This window comes from Cellulomonas xylanilytica (assembly GCF_007989805.1).
Classification (GTDB): domain Bacteria; phylum Actinomycetota; class Actinomycetes; order Actinomycetales; family Cellulomonadaceae; genus Cellulomonas; species Cellulomonas xylanilytica.
Genome location: NZ_BJUB01000009.1, coordinates 40,672 through 60,300, shown reverse-complemented (window position 1 = coordinate 60,300; position 19,629 = coordinate 40,672). Strand labels below are relative to the sequence as shown.

Annotated in this window: 18 protein-coding genes; 5 read left to right on the top strand and 13 right to left on the bottom strand. The window is 72.8% G+C overall.

Annotated features, from left to right (window positions below):
- The first annotated feature begins 5 nt into the window (after positions 1–5).
- The 3 genes from CXY01_RS14480 to CXY01_RS14470 are packed head-to-tail and all read left to right on the top strand — an operon-like array spanning position 6 to position 1,404.
- Positions 6–236, top strand: coding sequence for a PTS sugar transporter subunit IIB (locus CXY01_RS14480; protein WP_146928226.1), 231 nt, complete (start codon positions 6–8; stop codon positions 234–236).
- Entirely contained in the window at positions 236–691 is a 456-nt protein-coding gene (locus tag CXY01_RS14475; RefSeq protein WP_146928223.1) for a PTS sugar transporter subunit IIA, read from the top strand. The genes CXY01_RS14480 and CXY01_RS14475 overlap by 1 nt, the downstream gene beginning before the upstream one ends.
- Entirely contained in the window at positions 682–1,404 is a 723-nt protein-coding gene (locus CXY01_RS14470; protein ID WP_222594559.1) for a copper homeostasis protein CutC, read from the top strand. The genes CXY01_RS14475 and CXY01_RS14470 overlap by 10 nt, the downstream gene beginning before the upstream one ends.
- A 33-nt stretch (positions 1,405–1,437) precedes the next feature.
- Here CXY01_RS14470 and CXY01_RS14465 read toward each other — a convergent pair whose 3' ends face one another.
- The 6 genes from CXY01_RS14465 to CXY01_RS14440 form a co-directional block, all read right to left on the bottom strand.
- A complete protein-coding gene (locus CXY01_RS14465) occupies positions 1,438–2,928 on the bottom strand; it encodes a DUF2252 domain-containing protein (RefSeq protein ID WP_146928219.1) in 1,491 nt (496 codons plus the stop codon).
- Positions 2,929–2,960: 32 nt separating this feature from the next.
- Positions 2,961–3,482, bottom strand: a complete 522-nt coding sequence (locus CXY01_RS14460; protein ID WP_246125376.1) for a type II toxin-antitoxin system VapC family toxin — start codon at positions 3,480–3,482, stop codon at positions 2,961–2,963.
- Positions 3,483–3,568: 86 nt separating this feature from the next.
- On the bottom strand, positions 3,569–4,180 hold the full coding sequence (locus CXY01_RS14455) for a GTP-binding protein (protein ID WP_055916480.1): 612 nt from the start codon (positions 4,178–4,180) through the stop codon (positions 3,569–3,571).
- Complete coding sequence (locus CXY01_RS14450; protein WP_055916477.1) at positions 4,161–4,538, bottom strand: DUF742 domain-containing protein; 378 nt, start codon at positions 4,536–4,538, stop codon at positions 4,161–4,163. Before CXY01_RS14450 ends, CXY01_RS14455 begins: the two co-directional genes overlap by 20 nt.
- A 20-nt stretch (positions 4,539–4,558) precedes the next feature.
- Positions 4,559–5,008, bottom strand: coding sequence for a roadblock/LC7 domain-containing protein (locus CXY01_RS14445; RefSeq protein ID WP_055916474.1), 450 nt, complete (start codon positions 5,006–5,008; stop codon positions 4,559–4,561).
- 85 nt (positions 5,009–5,093) lie between these two features.
- Positions 5,094–9,746 carry an ATP-binding protein gene (locus tag CXY01_RS14440; protein ID WP_146928217.1) on the bottom strand — a complete coding sequence of 1,551 codons (4,653 nt, stop codon included), beginning with the start codon at positions 9,744–9,746 and terminating at the stop codon, positions 5,094–5,096.
- Positions 9,747–10,018: 272 nt separating this feature from the next.
- Between CXY01_RS14440 and CXY01_RS14435 the strand changes: the two genes are divergently transcribed.
- Positions 10,019–10,999, top strand: a complete 981-nt coding sequence (locus CXY01_RS14435) for an NAD(P)H-quinone oxidoreductase (protein WP_146928215.1) — start codon at positions 10,019–10,021, stop codon at positions 10,997–10,999.
- Between the two features lie 89 nt (positions 11,000–11,088).
- Here the strand turns inward: CXY01_RS14435 and CXY01_RS14430 are convergent, their stop codons facing one another.
- The gene (locus CXY01_RS14430; protein ID WP_146928213.1) at positions 11,089–12,318 is read right to left on the bottom strand and encodes an AGE family epimerase/isomerase; all 1,230 of its coding nucleotides are present in this window, start codon (positions 12,316–12,318) and stop codon (positions 11,089–11,091) included.
- 66 nt (positions 12,319–12,384) lie between these two features.
- On the opposite strand from CXY01_RS14430, the gene CXY01_RS14425 reads away from it, so the two are divergent.
- Positions 12,385–12,921 carry a bacterial proteasome activator family protein gene (locus CXY01_RS14425; protein ID WP_146928211.1) on the top strand — a complete coding sequence of 179 codons (537 nt, stop codon included), beginning with the start codon at positions 12,385–12,387 and terminating at the stop codon, positions 12,919–12,921.
- A 7-nt stretch (positions 12,922–12,928) separates the two neighbouring features.
- Here CXY01_RS14425 and CXY01_RS14420 read toward each other — a convergent pair whose 3' ends face one another.
- The 6 genes from CXY01_RS14420 to serS form a co-directional block, all read right to left on the bottom strand.
- The gene (locus tag CXY01_RS14420; protein ID WP_146928208.1) at positions 12,929–13,792 is read right to left on the bottom strand and encodes an EamA family transporter; all 864 of its coding nucleotides are present in this window, start codon (positions 13,790–13,792) and stop codon (positions 12,929–12,931) included.
- Between the two features lie 28 nt (positions 13,793–13,820).
- Positions 13,821–14,756 (bottom strand): carbohydrate ABC transporter permease, encoded by a 936-nt coding sequence (locus tag CXY01_RS14415; RefSeq protein WP_146928206.1) that lies wholly within the window; start codon positions 14,754–14,756, stop codon positions 13,821–13,823.
- Positions 14,753–15,730 carry a carbohydrate ABC transporter permease gene (locus CXY01_RS14410; protein ID WP_146928204.1) on the bottom strand — a complete coding sequence of 326 codons (978 nt, stop codon included), beginning with the start codon at positions 15,728–15,730 and terminating at the stop codon, positions 14,753–14,755. Before CXY01_RS14410 ends, CXY01_RS14415 begins: the two co-directional genes overlap by 4 nt.
- Before the next feature lie 95 nt (positions 15,731–15,825).
- Positions 15,826–17,196: an ABC transporter substrate-binding protein gene (locus CXY01_RS14405; RefSeq protein WP_146928202.1), complete on the bottom strand. Its 1,371-nt coding sequence runs from the start codon at positions 17,194–17,196 to the stop codon at positions 15,826–15,828.
- Between the two features lie 196 nt (positions 17,197–17,392).
- Positions 17,393–18,190, bottom strand: coding sequence for an HAD family hydrolase (locus CXY01_RS14400; RefSeq protein WP_146928200.1), 798 nt, complete (start codon positions 18,188–18,190; stop codon positions 17,393–17,395).
- Positions 18,187–19,452, bottom strand: coding sequence for a serine--tRNA ligase (gene serS, locus CXY01_RS14395; RefSeq protein ID WP_146928198.1), 1,266 nt, complete (start codon positions 19,450–19,452; stop codon positions 18,187–18,189). The genes CXY01_RS14400 and serS overlap by 4 nt, the downstream gene beginning before the upstream one ends.
- Positions 19,453–19,629 lie beyond the last annotated feature (177 nt).

The window sequence follows — 19,629 nt, the reverse complement described above, 5'->3', positions numbered from 1 at the left end:
AGGACATGACGAAGGCAGAACAGATCCTCGCGGCGCTCGGCGGGGACGCGAACGTCCTCGACCTCGAGCCGTGCATCACGCGGCTGCGCGTCGAGGTGGAGAACCCGGCGCTCGTCGACGAGCCGGGCCTCAAGCGGGCGGGCGCCATCGCCGTCGTGCGGTCCGGCGTGGCCGTCCAGGTCATCGTCGGACCCGAGGCGGACACGCTCGCCTCCGACATCGAGGACCTGCGCTGATGGCGTCGCTGACCGTCCTGTCCCCCGTCAGCGGTCAGGTCCTCGGCCTGTCCGAGGTCGCCGACCCGGTGTTCTCCGCCGAGCTCGTCGGCCCCGGCCTCGCCCTCGACCCACCGCTGGCAGCCGGCTCGGAGGTCATCTCCCCCATCGCCGGCACCATCGTGAAGCTGCACCCGCACGCGTTCGTCGTGCAGCACGACGACGGCCGCGCGGTGCTGGTCCACCTGGGCATCGACACCGTCGAGCTGGGTGGTGCGGGGTTCACGCTGCACGCGGCCGAGGGAGCGGTGGTCACCGCCGGGCAGGTCGTCGTCAGCTGGGACCCGTCCGCCCTCGGCGGTCGCTCCCCGGTCTGCCCCGTGGTCGGCCTCGAGGCGGGCGCCGACGCCCTCACCCGGCTCGCGCGGCCCGGCGACACCGTCACGGCCGGCGAGCCGCTGCTGTCGTGGGCGTGACGCTCCTCGAGATCGCCGTCCAGGACGTCGCCGGCGCCGTCCTCGCGGCCGGGCTCGGTGCCGATCGGCTCGAGCTGTGCGCCGCGCTGGCCGCGACCGGAGGGCTGACGCCGAGCATCGGGCTCCTCGACGCCGTCGTCGCCGCGCTCCCGTCGCGCGTCGGGGTGCACGTGCTGGTCCGGCCGCGCGCCGGCTCCTTCCGGTACACCGCCGACGAGGTCGACGTGCAGGTCAGGGACGTCCGTGCGGCCGTCGCCGCCGGCGCCGCCGGGGTGGTCGTCGGGGCGCTCACCCCGGCGGGCGACGTCGACCGGACGACGGTCGCCCGCCTCGTCGAGGCCGCCGACGGCCGCGAGGTGACCTTCCATCGCGCCCTGGACACGGTGCCCCTGCTGGAGGCCGCGCTGGACGACCTGGTGGCGCTCGGCGTCGTGCGGGTCCTGACCTCCGGCGGTGCCGCCCGCAGCATCGACGGGCTCGACCGGCTCGCCGCCACCGTCGCCCACGGCGCCGGACGGCTGCAGGTCATGGCGGGCGGTGGCGTGCGCCCCGCAGACGTCCCCGCGCTGGTCCGTGCGGGGGTCGACGCGGTGCACCTGTCCGCCAGCCGGCACGTCGACGAGTCCGGAGGGCCCGGCGGTGGGTCCGGCGGCTACACGACCACGGATGCCGCGATCGTGTCGGCGGCGGCCGAGGCGCTCGGCCGTCGCTGAGCCCGGGCCGGGCGGACCGCGGCCGAGCCGTCCTCAGACGCCGTGCACCGCGTCGAGCCGGCCGGAGCCGATGGCTGCCACGAGAGCCGCGTGGTCCGACTCGTTCCGGTCCGCGTACGCCGCGGCGTAGTCGGCGAAGGCCTCGTCGGCAGCCTTCGACCCGCCGAGGTAGGACGCGATGGCCACCCGGTCACCCGACCGCGCGTGCGCCCGCGCCAGCGTCCACGCGCACAAGCCGCCGTACCGGCTGAAGCCCTCGGGGCGCATCCCCTCGATGACCGCCGAGCCCTTCCAGTCGCGCAGCTGGCGGACGTAGAAGTCCCGCTCGACGCCGTCGATCCCGCGCGTCCGCTGCCAGCCGAGCATCGCGTCGCTCGCCGCCTGCATGAGCCGCTGCCCCTCGACCACCCGCTGCCCGGACTGCGTGTACTCGCTCGCGCCGAGGAACTGCTCGAGCACCGAGGACTGCGCCTCCTTGGCCTGCAGGATCAGGTGGTCCCGGTCGTCGGCACCCTCGAGCAGCAGGATCCAGGCCCGGGTGCCGACGCTACCCACGCCGACCACCTTGCGGGCCATGTCGACCAGCCGGTACTGCCCGACGAGGTGCCGCCGGTCGGGCTGCAGGGTCGCCTGGTACGCCGCCACCAGCTCACCCATCGCCGCCCGGAACGCTCCGGCCTGGTCGCCGAGCAGCTCCTCCAGGGTCTGCACCAGCGGCGGGTCCGGCAGGAACCGTCGCCGGCCGTCCACCACCTCCGTCAGCTTCTCCACCGACCGCAGGTGGTCCCGGCTGCGCGCCTTCTTCACCGTCGACTGCGTCGTCCTCGACTGCGCCTTGCCCAACGACCCGCCGTGCTCCCGCAGGAAGTCGTCGACGTCGAGCCGGGCGTACCAGACCTCCAGGTTCGGCCGTTCGGCGAACTCCCGGATCGCGGTTCGGTACGCCTTCGCGACGTCCGTCGCGATCCTGCGCCGCTCCTTGGTCCCCGCGCCGATGCTGCGGGCCGCGATCTCGACGCTCGCCAGCAGCCGCTTGACGTCCCACTCGAACGGTCCCGGCAGGGTCTCGTCGAAGTCGTTGAGGTCGAAGAGCAGCCGGCGCTCCGGCGTGCCGTAGAGGCCGAAGTTCGACATGTGTGCGTCCCCGCACAGCTGCACGTCGAGCCCCGAGTCGGGCGTCGCCGCCAGGTCCGAGGCCATGAGCAGCGCCGCACCGCGGTAGAACGCGAACGCCGAGGAAGACATGCGCCCGTACCGCAGCGGCAGCAGCTCGGGCACGCGGGTCTGCCCCTGGGACACCAGCAGGTCGACGGGGTCCGGGCGCTTCGTCGCCGTCCCCACGTCCGCGAGGCTCTCCCGCGGCAGCAGCACCCGGGCCGCGGACCCACGGGACTCCCGCTCGTTGCGGCTCAGCAGGTGGACCTGGGCCGGCGCGCGGCGGCGGGTCGGTGTCAGCGGAGGAGCGGGACCGACCGCTCCGGGATCCAGCACCGTCGAGGCACGCGCACCGCCGTCAACCGTCATTCCCCGAACCTAGGCTGGGGAGCGCGCCGTGCCTAGCCTTCCCGCTCCCACCAGGACGACGGCCAGCCCGGCGACACCACCGTGAGGCCGTGGAGGGCGGACACCTGGGCCAGCTCCACGTCGTACGTCGCGACGGCTCCCACGTCCGGGTGCGCCAGCGCGGCGCCGATGTGCAGCGCGACGAACGGCCGCAGGACGCCCGACACCTTCGTCGCCGCCCTGAGGGTCTGGTCGGAGAAGCGGATCACCTCGACGCGTTCGCCGACGTCGTGCGCGACACCCGTCGCCTCCACCCCACGAGGCTGCGCGACACGACGCAGCTCCGTCAGGCCGAGCGGCGTGGTCACCAGCTGCGACTCGTGCTCGGCGGCCCACGCCAGCCAGTGGTCGCGGCACGGTGCCCCGACCAGGTACCGGGACAACGCCGAGCCGTCGGCGTAGACCCGCGTCACCGGGCGCGGCGGCGGCATCGGGCGCACCGCGTCGTCGCCGGCCGGCCGCGGCTGCGGGAGCAGACCGCGCTCACCGCGCGGGGCCGGGGACGGGACGGGCATCTCCCCATGATCGCCCACGGCATCCGGGAACGACGGCGGCCGGCCCCCCTGCAGGGGCCGGCCGCGGTCGGGTGAGACCTGTGGGGTCACCGGCTGCGCAGACGCTCCATCGCGAGCTGCACGAGGGAGATCAGTGCCTGCTTGGTGGCCGCGCGCGAACGTGCGTCCGTGTACAGCACCGGCACGTGCGCCGGGATGGCCAGCGCCTCACGGACGTCGTCCAGCTGGTGCTTGGCGACGCCGTCGAAGCAATTGACACCCACGACGAACGGGATGCCACGGCTCTCGAAGTAGTCCACGGCCGGGAAGCACTGGTCGAGCCGGTCGGTGTCGACCAGGACGACGGCGCCGATGGCACCGCGGACCAGGTCGTCCCACATGAACAGGAACCGGTCCTGGCCAGGGGTACCGAACAGGTAGAGCCAGAGCGACCCGGGGAGCGCGATGCGACCGAAGTCCATCGCCACCGTGGTGGTCGTCTTGCGGTCGGAGACACCGCCGGCGTCGTCGACGCCGACCGAGTGCTCGGTCATCGCGGCCTCGGTGTTGAGGGGCTCGATGTCCGAGATGGAGCCGATGAAGGTCGTCTTGCCGACGGCGAACCCGCCGGCGACGACGATCTTGACGACTGTGGGAGCGACGCTTCCTGCCGTGCCCGCCGGAGCGGCCACAGCGGCGTCAGAGGGCGGAAATGCCATTGAGAACACTCTCCAGCACGCTGAGGGACAGGGCAGGCGATTCACCGGTGTTGACCTCGACCGGCTGTGAGGTGTGCACGCGCACGTACTGCTGGTCGGCGAGGTCGGACACGAGGATCCGGATCACGCCGAGCGGCAGGTGGAGCAGAGCAGAAAGCTCGGCGACCGAGATGTAGTTCGACGCGGCGTGCTGGAGGATCGCCCGCTTCTCAGGCGGCAGACCCTGGCTCGTCACGGCACCCGGCATGGCCTCGACCAGCGCCTCGAGAGGCAGGTCGGAGCGCGCCGAGCGCACGCGGCCACCGGTCACGGCATAGGGCCGGACCGTTCTGGCCTCGTACTCGATGTGCTCGCTCATGAGTCAGACTCCCCGTGGCCTCAGGCCACCGGCGCGCGCGTGGCGCCGTCGATCGGGAGCTGACCACGCATCTCGGAGATGAGCTGCGGGGTGAGGGTCGCCTCGGTACGAGAGACGAGCATCGCCATCTCGTAGCCGATGAGGCCCACGTCGCAGCTGGACTCCGCGACCACGGCGAGGACGGAGCCGTTCGAGACGCTCATGAGGAAGAGGAACAAGTTGTCCATCTCGATGATCGCCTGACGCACCTCCCCCGCACGGAGCTGGCGCGCGGCGCCACGGGTCAGGCTCGACATCCCGGAGACGATGGCCGCGAGCTGGTCGCCGCTGGTGCGGTCGAGCTGCTCGGACATCGCCATGAGAAGACCGTCCGCAGACACCACGAGTGTGTGGCGAGTGCCGGGCACGGTCCGGACGAAGTTGTCCAGGAGCCAGCCGAAGTTGGCTGCCTCGGTGCTGAGCGCGGTCACACTTCCTCCTTGCTGGTGCAGTCGATGACTGCGGGGTCAGACGCCACCATGGTGGTGACGACGGTTGTGGGGTCTGGGGCAGTCATCAGCTCACGCCGTTCTGGCCGGACGGGTCCTCCGTGGCGCGACGGCCACGAGAGGTCCCTGACTGGAAGCTCGACAGACGCGACCGGAGCTGGTCCGCATCACGCTGCACGGGCTTCCCTTCGTCCTCGGTGACGGTCGTCGCCGGGACAGCTGTGGGGACTCGCCGGGTCAGGCGCTCCGCGTTGCCACCCGTGGCGGCCGGCCGGTAGGCCGACAGCTGGGAGAGCTCGGAGAGTGCCTGCTCCTGGATGTCCGAACGGAGGGCGAGCATGGCCGCCACCTCGTCGTCGAGCGTGCCGACCCGGGGAGCCACCGACGGCGGCAGCGCGGGCTTCGGGACCGTCGACGACGGCGCCGCGTTGGCACCGGGCCGTGCGGCCCACTCGGGGGGTGCCCAGGATCCTGCCGACACGGGCTCCATCGAGGCCGGTGCCTGCGCCACGGGGGTCGGGGCGGCAGGGGCCTGCCAGGTGGTCGAGGCCATCCACGACTGGGACGAGTCGGCACCGGTGGGCGACTGCGGGGCAGCGGCGTCCGCGGTCCAGGCCGAGGTCCGCACGGGGGCGACCTGGCTGACGGGGGCGGGCGCGTTCTGCACCGGGACGGACCCGGAGGTGTCCGGTGCGCCGTCGTCGCCCTTCTTCCGTCCGAACAGGCCCCACTTGCGGCGACCCTTGGCGTCGTCCGACTGCGTGTGCGGCTGCGACTGGACGACCTCGGAGAACGGCGCCTGGGCGGTCGGAGCTGCCTGGGCGGGTGCCGTCGGGGCCCACGCCGGGGCCGGGGCGGCCTCGGGTGCTGCGTACGCGACCGGGGCCTCCTGGTAGGCGGGTGCCTGCGGTGCGGGCTCCTGCTCGACGGCGGCTGCGGCCTCGATCGGCGTGAACACCTGGGTCGGTGCCTCGACCTGCTCGTGCGGGGCCTGGAACGTCGGCCACGCCGGCGCTGCCTCCTGCACGGGTGCGGCCCAGGAGGGTGCCTCCTCCGCGACGGGCTCCGGCTCGGGTGCGACGTAGGTGTCGACCTCGGCCGTGGGCTCGTCCTCGGCGTCGGGCTCGAGGTACACGCGGCGGAACGCGACGCCGTCGACGACGGCGAGTTCGGGCTCCGGCTCCACGACGGGCTCGGGCTCGACGGCCGCCTCGGCAGGCTGCTCCGCCCACTCGGGCGACTGCCAGGTCGGCGGCTCCCAGGCGGGTGCCGGCCACGCGGAGTCGTCGGCTGCCGGGGTGGGCTCGTCGGTGGGCTGCGCAGGTGCCTCGACCGGCGCGGACGCCTCGGGGACGACCGGCATGGCACCGGTGTGCCAGGCGCGGGCCTCGTCGAGCGTGCGCTCCGACGGCTGGTACGGCGCGGGCACGTCGGCGGCGGGCGCACCCCAGCCGGCGTAGCCGCTGTAGGACGTGAACGTCCGGACCGGCGCGACGGGCGCTGCGGGCGCCTCGACCTCAGGAGCTGCCGCCTCGGCCTCCGGGGCGGCGGAACGCGAGGTCAGGGCAGCGGACGAGTGCTGACCGACGACCGGCGCCTCCCAGGCGGGCTCGTCGTCGACGACCGTCTGGTCCCAGGCGGACGCGGCGGCGGCGGGCGCCTCCCACGTCGGGGTCTCGGCGGCGGGCGCGTCCCACGCGGGGGCGTCGTCGGCGTCGACCGTGTTCCAGGCGGGAGCCTCGGCAGCGGGCGTCTCGGTGGCGGGAGCGTCCCAGGCGGGCGTCTCGGCCGCGACCGAGTCGTCCCAGACGGGGGTCTGCGCGGCGGTCGAGTCCTCCCAGGCAGGAGCCTCGGCGACGGGTGCTCCCCAGCCGGGGGTCTCCGCGACGGGCGCCTCCCAGGCGGCCGTCTCGGCGGCCGGAGCCTCCCAGGCGGGGACCTCGGCGACGGGCGCCTCCCAGGCCGGGACCTCGGCGGCGACAGCCTCGGCGGCAGGGGCGTCCCAGGCGGGCGCCTCGGCCGCGGCCGGGGGCTCCCAGGCCGGGGTCTCGGCGACGGGTGCCTCGGTGTGCGCGGTGTCCCACGCGGGAGTCGGCGCCCAGGCGGGTGCGTCGTCCTGCACGGGAGCGGCCTCGGTCTGCGTGACCTCGTCGGCGGCCGCGAGGGCGGCGGCGTTCTGCGCCTCGCGGTTCTCGGCCTCCTGGGCCTCCCACGAGTCGTCGTCGTCCGCCAGCTGCGGGACGACCATCGGCTCGACGGGCGCGGCGTGGGCACCGCTCGACATCCAGGGGGCGCGCACGGCGTTGGACTGGGCCGGCAGCTGCGCGCGCTCCTGGTCCTCGGACGCGAGGCCCGGGACGACGAGGTTCTCGCCCGTGTCGGTGGACGCGGTCTCGGTGCGTCCGCGGAAGCCGGAGAACAGACCGGCACGCGCGGCGGGAGCGGGGGCAGGGGTGGCGGCGGCTGCCGCGGCGGCGGCCGGCTCCTCCGGCTTGGCCCACGCGGACGTGGAGGCGCGGCTGCGGCTGGGCAGGCCACCCTTGAGGGGCGCGACCGTCGCAGGCTTCCAGTCGGAGCCCGACGCCGAGATCTCGGCGGCGAGGTGACCGTCGGGCGCCTCGGGCAGGACCAGGTTGTCCTCGTCGAACGTCTTCTTCGAGCGGGTCGGCAGGCCGGTGGACTGCGCCAGCTCGGTGACCGGCACGGGGCCGACGGGCTCGTCCGAGCCGTCGTCGCGACGGCGGCGGTGCGGCAGGCCGAGCGAGGTCTGACCGTCCGTCAGTGCGGCGAGGTCCACCTCCTCGACGACTGGCGCCTCGATCTGGGGCAGGCCCGGGTCGTTGCGCGGTGCGGCCAGGGCGGCGGGCGCCCCGTTGCCGTACAGGTTGGTCTCCGTCATCACGAACAGCGTGGCGGGGAAGCGGACGATCGTCTCGGTCCCGGTGCCGTGCGCCGCCTTGAGCAGCCGCACGTCGGCGCCGAGGCGCTGGGCGATGCGGCCGACGACGAAGAGTCCGAGGCGCTGGTTGCCGAGGGAGTCGCTGGCGGACGTCGAGATGATCTTCGCGTTCGCGGCCTCGAGCTCGGCGTCGCTCATGCCCAGGCCCTGGTCGAGGATGCGGACGACCACGAACTGGCCCGAGACACCGGTGGTGACCGTGACGGGCGTCTCCGGCTCGGAGAAGATCGTCGCGTTCTCGAGGAGCTCGGCGAGCATGTGCGCGGCGCCGAGGGCGTTGAAGCCGTGCATGTGCGGGTCGACCTGCAGGTCGAGCTCGACGCGGTCGTACTGCTCGATCTCCGAGGAGGCCGTACGGACCACGTCGGACAGCGGCATGGCGTCGCGCAGACGGCGACCCGAGTCGATGCCGGCGAGCACGAGGAGGGACTCCGCGTTACGACGCATGCGGGTGGCGAGGTGGTCGAGGCGGAACAGGTTCGCCAGGGTGCTCGGGTCTTCCTCGGCACGCTCCAGGGAGTCGATGAACGACAGCTGGCGGTTGAGGAGGACCTGGTCGCGACGGGCGACGTTGACGAACATCTCCGCGATGGAGCCACGCAGCGCGGCCTGCTCCTGGGCGACCTGGACCGTGGTCGAGTTCACCGAGTTGAAGGCTGCGGCCAGCTGGCCGACCTCGTCGCGGGACGTCACCGGGATGGGCGCCAGGGTGATCTCCGGGCCCTCACCGGGGATGGCGACCTGCTCGACCAGTCGCGGCAGCTGCTCGCGGACGTCGGCGGCGGCCTTCGTCAGGCGACGCAGCGGGACGACGATGCCTCGGGCGACGAGGAGGGCGAAGAAGAGGGAGGCCACGAGGGCCGCGATGACGATGCCGATGGTGACGAGCGCCTGGGTCTGCGCCTCGTCGGCCGCGGCGGAGGCGATGTCGTGGGCCTCGTCCAGCACGTCGGTGTTCAGCGCGCCGAGGCTGCCCAGCTGCTGCTGGATCTCCCCGACGTACGCGGCGACGTCGATCTGCGCGAACCCGTCCGGGTTGCCCTGCTGGAGCGGCAGCCGCATGCGGGTGAAGTTGGACGACGGGTCCTTGGTGGGCATCGCCAGGGACTCGACGCTGAGCGAGTCGATCGCGGCGTGGGACCGGGAACGTGCCAGCTCCGTGGCGGCCGTCTGCGTGTCGTACTGGCGGACCGAGGCGGGGGCCGGGGCACGGGTGCCCAGCAGCTGGAGACCGTCGATCAGCTCGACGACGAGGTTGTCCGCGGTGGTGCCGATCTCGCGGTAGGCCGTGACGTACTGGGCCAGGGCGCGGTTCTCGAGGCTGTTGGCCACCTGCTCCATGAGGCTGAGCTGGCCCTCGATGATGGAGGCGTAGTTGTTCTCGATCTGGGCGCGCTGCGACTTGATGTCGACGCTGGTCCGGACCGCGGGAAGCATGGTGTTGTGGGCCAGCTGCACCTCGACGAACCGGTCGACGACCGGCTGCGGGAACTGGCTGAGGTCGAGGTCCGCCGTGATGGGCCGCACCGCGGCGAGCGCGGCGTCGGTCGCTGCACGGGCTGCCGCGATGTCCTCCGCGGAGCCGCCGTTCAGCGAGAGCATCCGCTCGGCCTGCAGGGAGCTCGACACCGGGGTGTACGCCTGCAGCGTCGTGATGACGCTGTCGGCGGCCTTGGCGTAGCGCAGCTCCTGGATGGCGTTCCACGAGATGAACCCGCCGGCTGCGAGCAGCACGATCATGGGGACGGCAAGGACAGCCATCACTTTGGCGCGGATGCCGAGCCGTCGCAGCATGTCGTTCCCTTCCGTGTTCCGGCAACGGGTGTTGCCACCATGTCGTACCGGTCGTGCACTCCGGTCAGTTGACCGATGAGGTGTCCCGTTGGCGTTCATCGGCTGTTGGACGCCAGACCATTAGCCCGCGGCAGAGTTTGCCATGGACCTCACCCCCCGGGATACGGAGAGATGGCACCCCGTTCGGGTGTCGTGTGCTAGCGCGGGCTCCCGGGCTTGCCCGGGTCTACTGTGCGGACGTGCGAGCGGTCGTCATCACAGAGCCGGGCGATCCGGACGTCCTCGCGGTGCAGGACGTTCCCGACCCCGTGGCGGGACCGCGCGACCTGATCGTGAGGGTCGCGGCTGCCGGCGTCAACAGGGCGGACCTGCTCCAGCGCGCCGGCCACTACCCGCCGCCGGCCGGGGCGCCCGCCTGGCCGGGCCTCGAGGCCTCCGGCACCGTCGTCGCGCGCGGGAGCGCGCTGGGCCCCGACGACCCCCAGGTCGGCGACCGCGTCGCGGCGCTGCTCGCGGGCGGGGGCTACGCCGAGCTGGTCGCGGTCCCGGTCGAGCTCGCGCTCCGGCTGCCCGACGACCTGTCGACCGTCGACGCCGCCGCGCTGCCCGAGGGTCTGGCCACCGTGTGGTCGAACCTGCGGGCCGCCCGGCTCACCCCCGGGGAGAGCCTCCTCGTCCGCGGCGGCTCGGGCGGGGTCGGCACCGTCGCCGTCCAGCTGGCCCGCGCCCTCGGCACCCGGGTCCTGGCGACCGCGGGCGGCCCGGAGCGCACGGCGCGGGTCCTCGCGCTCGGCGCCGACGTGGCGCTCGACCACCGCGCGCCCGGCCTCGTCGACCGGCTCCGCGACGCGACCGACGGGCACGGCGCCGACGTGGTCCTGGACGTCCTCGGCGGCGGCGGGCTGGCGGAGAACCTGGCCATGCTCGCCGACGACGGACGCCTCGTGGTGATCGGGATGCAGCAGGGCCGGCGCGGCGAGCTGGACCTGTCCGTGCTGCTGGCCAAGCGCGCCAGCGTCCTGGGCACCATGCTGCGGTCGCGCCCGCACAACCAGAAGGTCGCGATCATGGACGGCGTCCGCCGGCACGCGTGGCCGTTCGTCGAGGACCGCTGGGTGCGCCCGGTCGTGCACGCCCGCCTCGGCTTCGACCAGGCCGCCGACGCCCACCGCATGCTGGACTCGGGCGAGGCCTTCGGCAAGGTCCTCCTGATCCCCTGACCCTGCTACGACGTCCGGTGGAACGGTGGGACGTCCGCACTCCGGCGGGTGGGAGCACCATCGAGTGCGGACGTCGAGCAGAGAAAGGGTCAGTCCAGGAGGCCGGCGGCCAGGGCGGGGGCGATGACCGGGGTGAGCGGGAGGCGCGGGACCAGGGTCGCCTGGACCGCGTGGTAGAGGTCGGCCTTGCCGGCCCAGACCGTCCGCGACACCTGGTTGTCGGTGCCGAGCTCGTGCCACCACGACCCGCCGACCCGGTCCAGGTGGTGCGCGCCGATGTACTCCCACCACTGCGTGTAGGCGTCGTCGAACCGGTCCTCGCCCGTCGCGGCGTGCAGGGCCGCCGCGGCGGCGACGCCCTCGGCGGCCACCCAGTGCATCCGCTCGCGCACCACGGGGGCGCCGGACCAGTCGACCGTGTAGACGAACCCGGGGGCGCCGTCGACGTCCCAGCCCTCGCGCACGGAGGCGTCGAACAGCGAGACCGCGTCGTCGAGCATCCAGGCGGGGGCGACGTCGCCGCGCGCGGTGATCGCGGCACGCGCGTGCAGGGTCAGCCGCGCCCACTCCAGCCAGTGGCCGATGGTCGCGCCGTACGGACGGAACGGGTGCGCGGGCGTGTCGACGTTGTACTCGAGGTCCGGCACCCAGTCGCTGTCGAAGTGCTCGGGGATGCGCCACGAGTTGCCGGCGGCCCACCCGTGCACGACGCGCTCGACGATGCGCAGCGCCCGGTCGAGCCACACGCGGTGCCCGGTGACGTCGGCCGCCGCGAGGTACGCCTCGACCGTGTGCATGTTGGCGTTGACGCCGCGGTAGGCGTCGAGCGTCGAGAAGGTCCGGTCCCACTGCTCGACGGCCATGCCGGCCTCGTCGTCCCAGAACCGCTGCTCCGAGACGGCGAGCGCCTCGTCGAGCAGCGCGCGGGCGCCCGGGCGACCGGCCGCGGTCGCGCTGGAGGCGGCCAGGATGACGAACGCGTGCGGGTACGCAGCCTTGTCGGTGTCCCGCGGGGTGCCGTCGCGCTCGACCTCGGCGAACCAGCCGCCGTGCTCGTCGTCGTGGAACGCGCCGGTCAGGGCGGCGAGGCCGTGGTCGACGAGGGCGGCGGAGCCCGGCCGGCCGAGCAGGTGGCCGAGGGCGTAGACGTGCGTCATCCGGCACGCGATCCACAGCTCCAGCGGGCCGTCGACGGCGGCGCCCGCCTCGTCCTGGCGCGCGAAGCCGCCGGGGACCACCGAGGCGCGTCCGAAGTCGAGGAGCCGGTCCGTCTCGTCCTCGAGCCAGCGGGCATGGGCGGAAGTGGTGAGCCAGGCCATGCCGCCCACCCTAACCAGCCGACCGGAGAGGCTGCGCCGGCGACCGCGGTCGGTGAGAATGCCCGGATGACCGACAACGACGCGCAGGCCGCCCCGTCCGACGACAAGCCGCGCGTGGAGGTGCTGGACCCGGCCGCCGACGACGACGCCCCCGAGGACATCACGTCGCTCGTCGGCCAGCCGGCGAAGGTCATGCGCATCGGCACGATGATCAAGCAGCTCCTCGACGAGGTCCGCAGCGCACCCCTCGACGACGCCGCGCGCGCCCGGCTGGCGGAGATCCACGAGCGGTCCCTGCACGAGCTGGAGGAGGGCCTGTCGCCCGAGCTCGTCTCCGAGCTGCACCGGATCACGCTGCCCTTCGTCGAGGACCAGGCGCCCTCCGACGCCGAGCTGCGGATCGCGCAGGCGCAGCTGGTCGGGTGGCTGGAGGGACTGTTCCACGGCATTCAGACCGCGCTCGTCGCGCAGCAGATGGCCGCGCAGAACCAGCTGACCGGCATGCGTCGGCAGCTGCCCGCCGGGCCGCCGCACCCCGGCGCCCCCGTGCAGGTCCCGCGCGCGGACGGCTCCCCCGACCCGTCCACCGGGCAGTACCTGTAGCCCGTTCTCAGGCGGGGGGCGGCGCCTCGGTCGGCGGGACGTCCTCCCGGTCCAAGCCCGTGAGCACGATGGCCGCGGACACGAGCAGCAGCCCGACGACCTCCAGCCCGTGCGGCACCTGCTGCAGCACCACCGCGCCGACCACCGCGGCGGTCGCCGGCAGCATGGCCAGGAGCACCGCGAACGTGGCCGCCCGCACCCGCCGCAGCACCACCTGCTCGAGCGCGTAGGGGACCACCGACGAGCACACGGCGATCGCGACGACCAGGGCCGCCAGCCGGGCGTCGTCCAGCACGGGTGCCGCACCCCCGGCCAGGAACGGCGCGAACACCACGGCCCCGGCCGCCATCGCGACCGACAGCCCGGTGATCCCGCCGCTCGCGGCCCGGGCGACCCGTCGGCCGAGCAGGATGTACGCCGCCCAGCAGGCGGCCGAGAGCGCGATCGCCACCAGCCCGACGACCGCGTCGGGCCCGGTCTCCAGCGAGACCCCGGCCAGCAGCACCACGCCGACGGCGGCGACGGCGATGCCCACCCGGTCGCGCCAGCCGCGGCCGGTCACGGCGGCGACGGCCACCGGTCCGAGGAACTCGATGGCGACGGCCGTGCCGAGCGGCAGGTGGTCGATGGCGATGTAGAACGAGACGTTCATCAGGGCCAGCACGACGCCGAACACGACGGCCATGCGCAGCTCCGGCGCGGTCCACCGCGTCCGCCACGGTCGCTGCCACACGACGAGCACGACCGCGGACACGGCGATGCGCAGCCACGCCACGGAGGCGGCCGCGATCGTGCCGAAGATGCCGACCGCCAGGGCCGCGCCCACGTACTGCGTCAGCCCGGACAGGACGAACAGCAGCGGCGCGGGCACGGCCCCAGGCTAGGTCAGCGACGACCGGCTACCCCTTGACCGACCCCGCCAGCAGCCCGCGCACGAAGTACCGCTGCAGGCTGAGGAACACGAGCACGGGGATGATGATCGAGACGAACGCCCCGGCCGTGAGCAGGAACCACTGCGACCCGCGCTGCCCGGTGAGGTTGAACAGCGCGACCGTCATGGGCGCGACGTTCTGCGACGAGCCGGCGAACGTCAGCGCGACCAGCAGGTCGTTCCACACCCACAGGAACTGGTAGATCCCGATGGCCGCGAGCGCGGGCTTGAGGATCGGCAGCATGAGCCGGAAGAAGATCGTCACGTGCCCGGCGCCGTCGACACGCGCGGCCTCGAGCAGCTCCTTGGGCACCTCCCGGATGAAGTTGTGCAGCAGGAACACGGTCAGGGGCAGGCCGAACATGGTGTGCGACAGCCAGATCGACCAGAACGTGCCCGCGATGCCGATGTCCGCGTACAGGCTGAGCAGCGGGATCAGCGTGACCTGGATGGGCACGATCTGCAGCGCGAACACCGCCACGAACAGCACGTTCTTGAACTTGAAGTCCATCCACGCGAACGCGTAGGCGGCGAGCGACGCGATCATGATCGGGATGAGCACGCCGGGGATGACGATGACGAGCGAGTTGATGATGTACGGCGCGAGCGAGTTGGTGCCCTCGGGAGAGAGCACCAGCTCGTAGTTCTCGAGCGTGAAGTTGGGGTCCGTGAATACGGTCCACCAGCCGGACGTGCTGATGTCGCGCGCCGGCCGGAACGAGCTGATGAGCAGACCGAACGTCGGGATCGTCCAGAGGACCGCGAGCACGACGGCGACGAGCGACGCCCACGGGGAGCTGAGGCGCTTCTTGGTCGCCTCGGCGATCGTGGCGGGCCGGCCGTCGCGGGTGTCCGACGGCTGCTGCATCCCGCTCAGGTCGAGCTGCGGGCCGGTGGTGGTCATCGTGCCTCCGAGGCGCGCAGCTGGCGGATGTTGTAGACGATGATCGGCACCACCAGGACGAAGAGCAGGACGGCGAGTGCCGCCCCCAGGCCCTGGTTGCCGGCGCTGAAGCTCTGCGTGAAGAACTCGTTGGCGACGACGCTGGTGCCGAAGAGCCCGCCGGTCATGGTCCGGACGATGTCGAACACCTTGAGGCTGCCGATGGCGATGGTGGTGAGGACCACCACGAGGGTCGGCCGGATCGTCGGCACCGTGATGAACCGGAACATCCGGACGCCGGACACCCCGTCGAGCCGCGCCGCCTCGACGATGTCCGCCGGGATCGCCTTGATCGCGGCGGACAGGATCGTCATCGCGAAGCCGGCCTGGATCCAGATCATCACGACGATGAGGAAGAGGTTGTTCCACGGCTCGCTGATGAGGAACTGCTGGGGTTGCCCACCCAGCCACACGACGACCTGGTTGAGCAGGCCGATCTGCTGGGGGTTCACCGCCAGGTCCGGGTCGTAGAACCGGTACTCGTACACGAACTTCCAGATGATCGACGCCCCGACGAAGGAGATCGCCATCGGCAGGAAGATCAGCGCCTTGGCGAACCCCTCGCCCCGCGCGCCGTCGACGATGATCGCGTAGAGCAGCCCGACCGCCGTCGCGACGAACGGCGCCACGAGCACCCACAGCACCGTGTTGCGCAGCACGACGAGCTGGTCGGGCGAGGTGAAGATCGCCGAGTAGTTGTCCAGGCCGATGAAGGCGTCGTTGGCCGCGTCGAAGAACGACCGGACGACGGTCCGCGCCGCCGGGTACACGAGCCCGACGAGCAGGAGCAGGGCGGTCGGGCCGACGAAGAACCAGGCGACCCTGCGGACGCCCCGCTTCTCGAGCACGGCGACGAGGAACAGGATCAGACCGATCACGGCGATGAACGCCAGCAGGGCGACCATCATCGTGCCGAACTTCTCGGCGAGCTGCATCGAACCTCCCGGGGGAACGGGGTGCTGGGGACGTGACGTGGACAGGCCCGGTCCCCGGGGCCACCGCAGAGGGCGCCCCGGGGACCGGGCTCAGGTCACGACGCCGGCCAGGCGGCCTCGATCTTGTCCAGCGTGTCGGAGGTCGACTGCCCCGTGATCCAGGCCGTCGCCTCCTTCCAGAACGCCGAGTTCGCGGCGGCCGGGATGCGGTCCGACCCGTCGAACCGGAAGACCGCGTTCTCGTCGAGGATGATGTCGGCGGACAGGATGTCGATCGGGTTGACCAGGTTCTCCTGGTCCAGCCCCGTGTTGGCCGTGATCCAGCCGCCGCCGGTCAGCTCCGAGCTGGCCTGCGCCTTGATGTTGGCCCAGGTGTCCGAGGACCAGAACTCCGCCAGCGCCTGCACCTCGGGACGGTCGGCGAACAGGGTCACGAACTCACCGGCGCCGAGCACGGGCCGGTCGTCCGCCGTCTCGCTGGGCAGGTAGAACGCGAACACGTCGCCGTCCTCGGCGACCTCCGTGCCCTCCGGCCAGTTGGCCGCGTAGAAGCTCGCCTGCCGGTGCAGCGCGCACTGGCCGTCGAGGATCGGCAGCCCGGCGTCCTGGAACGCGGTGCTGGCGATCGAGGTCACGTCACCGAAGCCGCCGTTCACGTACTCGTCGTTCTTCAGGTAGCCGCCCACCGCGTCGAGCGCTGCGGTCGGCTCCGCCGCGTTGAACGGGATCTCGTGCGCGATCCACTGGTCGAAGACCTCCGGGCCGGCCGTCCGGAGCATCATGTCCTCCATCCAGTCCGTGACGGGCCAGCCGGTCGCGGCGTCGGACGCGATGCCCGCGCACCACGGCCTGATCCCCGTGCCGGCGATGTCGTCCGACAGCGCCTGGAGGTCGTCGAGCGTCGTCGGGATCTCCCAGCCGTTCTCCTCGAACTGCGCGGGCGAGTACCAGACCAGCGACTTCACGCTCGCGCCCGACGGGGCCGCGTAGAACGTCCCGTCGACCGAGCCGTACTCCTTCCAGGCCGGGTCCCAGAACTCGTCGACGTTCGCCGCGGTGCCCTCCCCGGCTGCCACGACGGTCCCGGTCCCGACGAGCTGGGCCAGCAGGCCGGGCTGCGGGACGATCGCGATGTCCGGCGGGTTGCCCGCCTCTGCGCGGACCAGGATCTGCTGCTCGAACTGCTTGTCCGCCTGGTAGTCGACCGTGGCGCCGGTGCAGTCCTCGAACGGCTTGAACGAGTCGATGTAGGGCTGGTCCTCGGGCGCGACGATGCCGGCGTAGATCGAGATCGTCTTGCCCGAGAGGTCGCCGTAGGACTCGAAGTCGGCGCAGTCCGCCGACGGCTCCGCCGTGCTGTCGTCGTCGCCGCCACCGCCGCCCGAGCATCCGGCCAGGAGCAGTGCGAACCCCGCTCCCGCTGCTGCCGCCGCCTTGTAGCCCCGGCGTGTGCGCGTGCCGTTCATGAGACCTCCACGTCGTCATGTCGGAATGGCGCGGGCGGTTCCCCCGCGCCCTTGCAAGCGATGCAAGCGCGTACGCAAGAAGGACGCAACAGGCGCAGCGGGGCAATCCGGTCACGATTGAGTCTCAAGCTGTGCACGGGTGGTGCAGGCGACGGAATCCGTCGATGCGGCACGTCCCGACGGACGAGATGGTCCGTCAGACGAGCAGGCTGTGCAGGACCGCGAGCGCGCCGTCGTCGTCGATCGTCCCCGTCACCTCGTCGGCGGCCGCGCGGACTGCCTCCGACGCGTGGCCCATCGCGACCCCGCGGGCCGCCCAGCGCAGCATCTGCACGTCGTTCCCGCCGTCGCCCACGGCCACCGTCGCGTGCGGCTGCACGCCGAGATGCTGGCGGACCTCCTCCAGCGCGCTGGCCTTCGACACGCCGCCGGGCGTCAGGTCCAGCCACGCCGACCAGCCGACGGCGTACTCGACCTCGTGCAGGCCCACGCGCTCGACCAGGTCGTGGAAGAGCTCGGGCGTGCTGCCGGGGCTGCGGATGACGACACGGGTGGCCGGCGTCGAGGTCAGCTCCTCCCAGGACACCACCTCGAGGTCCCCGGACAGCTCACCGTCGGGGAAGTCGGCGGACACACGGAAGCCCAGCCCCAGGTCCTCGACCGCGAACAGGGCGTCGGGCAGCTCGAGCGCGATGGTGCGCAGCGCGGGGCCGGGGTCGAACGTGACCACGCGGACGATCTCGTAGCCGTTCTCCGCCGCCGGGTCCAGGCGCGCGGTGACGGCCCCGTTGGAGCAGACGACCCACCCCTGCGTCAGGCCGAGCTCCATCGCCACCGGCGCGGCCGAGTGCACGCCGCGGCCGGTCGCCAGCACGACGTGCAGACCCGAGTCGCGCACGGCGCGCACCGCGGCCCGCACCTCGTCGGAGATGACGCCGTCGTAGGACATCAGGGTCCCGTCGACGTCGAGGGCGACGAGGCGGCAGCGGGTCATCGCACCGGCTCCAGCACCTCGAGGCCGCCCAGGTACGGACGCAGCCCCGCGGGCACGCGGACCGACCCGTCGGCCTGCTGGTGGTTCTCGAGCAGCGCGACGATCCAGCGGGTGGTCGCCAGCGTCCCGTTGAGGGTGGCCACCGCGCGCGTCGAGCCGTCCGCCGTGCGCTCGCGGACGCCCAGGCGGCGGGCCTGGAACGTGGTGCAGTTCGACGTCGACGTCAGCTCGAGGTACCGCTCCTGGCTCGGCAGCCACGCCTCGCAGTCGAACTTGCGGGCCGCGCTCGAACCCAGGTCCCCGGCGGCGGTGTCGATGACGCGGTACGGCAGCTCCGCGAGCGCGAGCATCTCCTCCTCCCAGGACAGGATGCGGCGGTGCTCGTCGGCGGCGTCCTCGATCGTCGTCCAGCTGAACGCCTCGACCTTGTGGAACTGGTGGACCCGGATGATCCCGCGGGTGTCCTTGCCGTACGAGCCGGCCTCCCGGCGGTAGCAGGCCGACCAGCCGGCGTACCGCCTGGGACCGTCCGACAGGTCGAGGATCTCCCCCGAGTGGTAGCCCGCGAGCGCGACCTCGCTGGTGCCGACGAGGTACAGGTCGTCGGCCGGCAGGTGGTAGATCTCGTCCGCGTGCGCACCGAGGAAGCCGGTGCCGGCCATGATCTCGGGCTTGACCAGCGTCGGGGTGATGACGGGTGTGAAGCCGGCGCTCAGGGCCTTGTCGACGGCCGCGTTCAGCAGCGCGAGCTCGAGGCGCGCACCGATCCCCGTGAGGTAGTAGAACCGCGCACCGGACACCTTGGCGCCGCGCTCGGTGTCGATGGCCGCGAGCCCCTCGCCCAGCTCGAGGTGGTCGCGCACCGGGAAGTCGAACGCGGGCTTGTCCCCCACGTGCTTGAGCACGACGTAGTCGTCCTCGCCGCCCACGGGGACGCCGTCCTCGACGATGTTCGAGATCTTCCGGCTCAGCTCCGCGGCGACGGCCTCGGCGGCCTCGGCGTCGGACTGCAGCGCCTTGACCTGCTCGGCGAGGTGCTTGGCGCGGGTCAGCAGCGCCTGCTTCTCGTCGCCCTGAGCCTGCGCGACGAGCTTGCCCAAAGACTTCTGCTCGGCCCGCAGCGTCTCGAACTCGGTCAGCGCGGAGCGTCGGCGCGCGTCGGCGTCGAGCACCTGGTCGACCAGGTGGGGGTCGTCGCCGCGAGCCGTCTGGCTGGCGCGGACAAGGTCGGGATCCTCCCGCAGGAGCCGCAGATCGATCACCCCAGAACCCTACCGACCAGACCGGATGCCACCGGACGGGCGCCCACCCGGCCCTCGAGGTCGCCGCTCGTGGGGCAGCGGTGGGGTGGTGGCCGGGCCGTCGAGATCGTGGGTCCGGCACGAGATCGTGGGTGCGCACCGACGGTCTCGCGACGGAGCCACGATCTCGCCCCGCAA

What these genes read in the sequence shown, in the direction of transcription:
- CXY01_RS14455 (WP_055916480.1), bottom strand. Translation starts at nt 4,180, where the DNA reads ATGGCATTTCCGCCCTCTGACGCCGCTGTGGCCGCTCCGGCGGGCACG.
- CXY01_RS14405 (WP_146928202.1), bottom strand. Translation starts at nt 17,196, where the DNA reads ATGAACGGCACGCGCACACGCCGGGGCTACAAGGCGGCGGCAGCAGCG.
- CXY01_RS14480 (WP_146928226.1), top strand. Translation starts at nt 6, where the DNA reads ATGACGAAGGCAGAACAGATCCTCGCGGCGCTCGGCGGGGACGCGAAC.
- CXY01_RS14400 (WP_146928200.1), bottom strand. Translation starts at nt 18,190, where the DNA reads ATGACCCGCTGCCGCCTCGTCGCCCTCGACGTCGACGGGACCCTGATG.
- CXY01_RS14475 (WP_146928223.1), top strand. Translation starts at nt 236, where the DNA reads ATGGCGTCGCTGACCGTCCTGTCCCCCGTCAGCGGTCAGGTCCTCGGC.
- CXY01_RS14440 (WP_146928217.1), bottom strand. Translation starts at nt 9,746, where the DNA reads ATGGCTGTCCTTGCCGTCCCCATGATCGTGCTGCTCGCAGCCGGCGGG.
- CXY01_RS14415 (WP_146928206.1), bottom strand. Translation starts at nt 14,756, where the DNA reads ATGACCACCACCGGCCCGCAGCTCGACCTGAGCGGGATGCAGCAGCCG.
- CXY01_RS14450 (WP_055916477.1), bottom strand. Translation starts at nt 4,538, where the DNA reads ATGAGCGAGCACATCGAGTACGAGGCCAGAACGGTCCGGCCCTATGCC.
- CXY01_RS14460 (WP_246125376.1), bottom strand. Translation starts at nt 3,482, where the DNA reads ATGCCCGTCCCGTCCCCGGCCCCGCGCGGTGAGCGCGGTCTGCTCCCG.
- CXY01_RS14465 (WP_146928219.1), bottom strand. Translation starts at nt 2,928, where the DNA reads ATGACGGTTGACGGCGGTGCGCGTGCCTCGACGGTGCTGGATCCCGGA.
- CXY01_RS14430 (WP_146928213.1), bottom strand. Translation starts at nt 12,318, where the DNA reads ATGGCCTGGCTCACCACTTCCGCCCATGCCCGCTGGCTCGAGGACGAG.
- CXY01_RS14425 (WP_146928211.1), top strand. Translation starts at nt 12,385, where the DNA reads ATGACCGACAACGACGCGCAGGCCGCCCCGTCCGACGACAAGCCGCGC.
- CXY01_RS14410 (WP_146928204.1), bottom strand. Translation starts at nt 15,730, where the DNA reads ATGCAGCTCGCCGAGAAGTTCGGCACGATGATGGTCGCCCTGCTGGCG.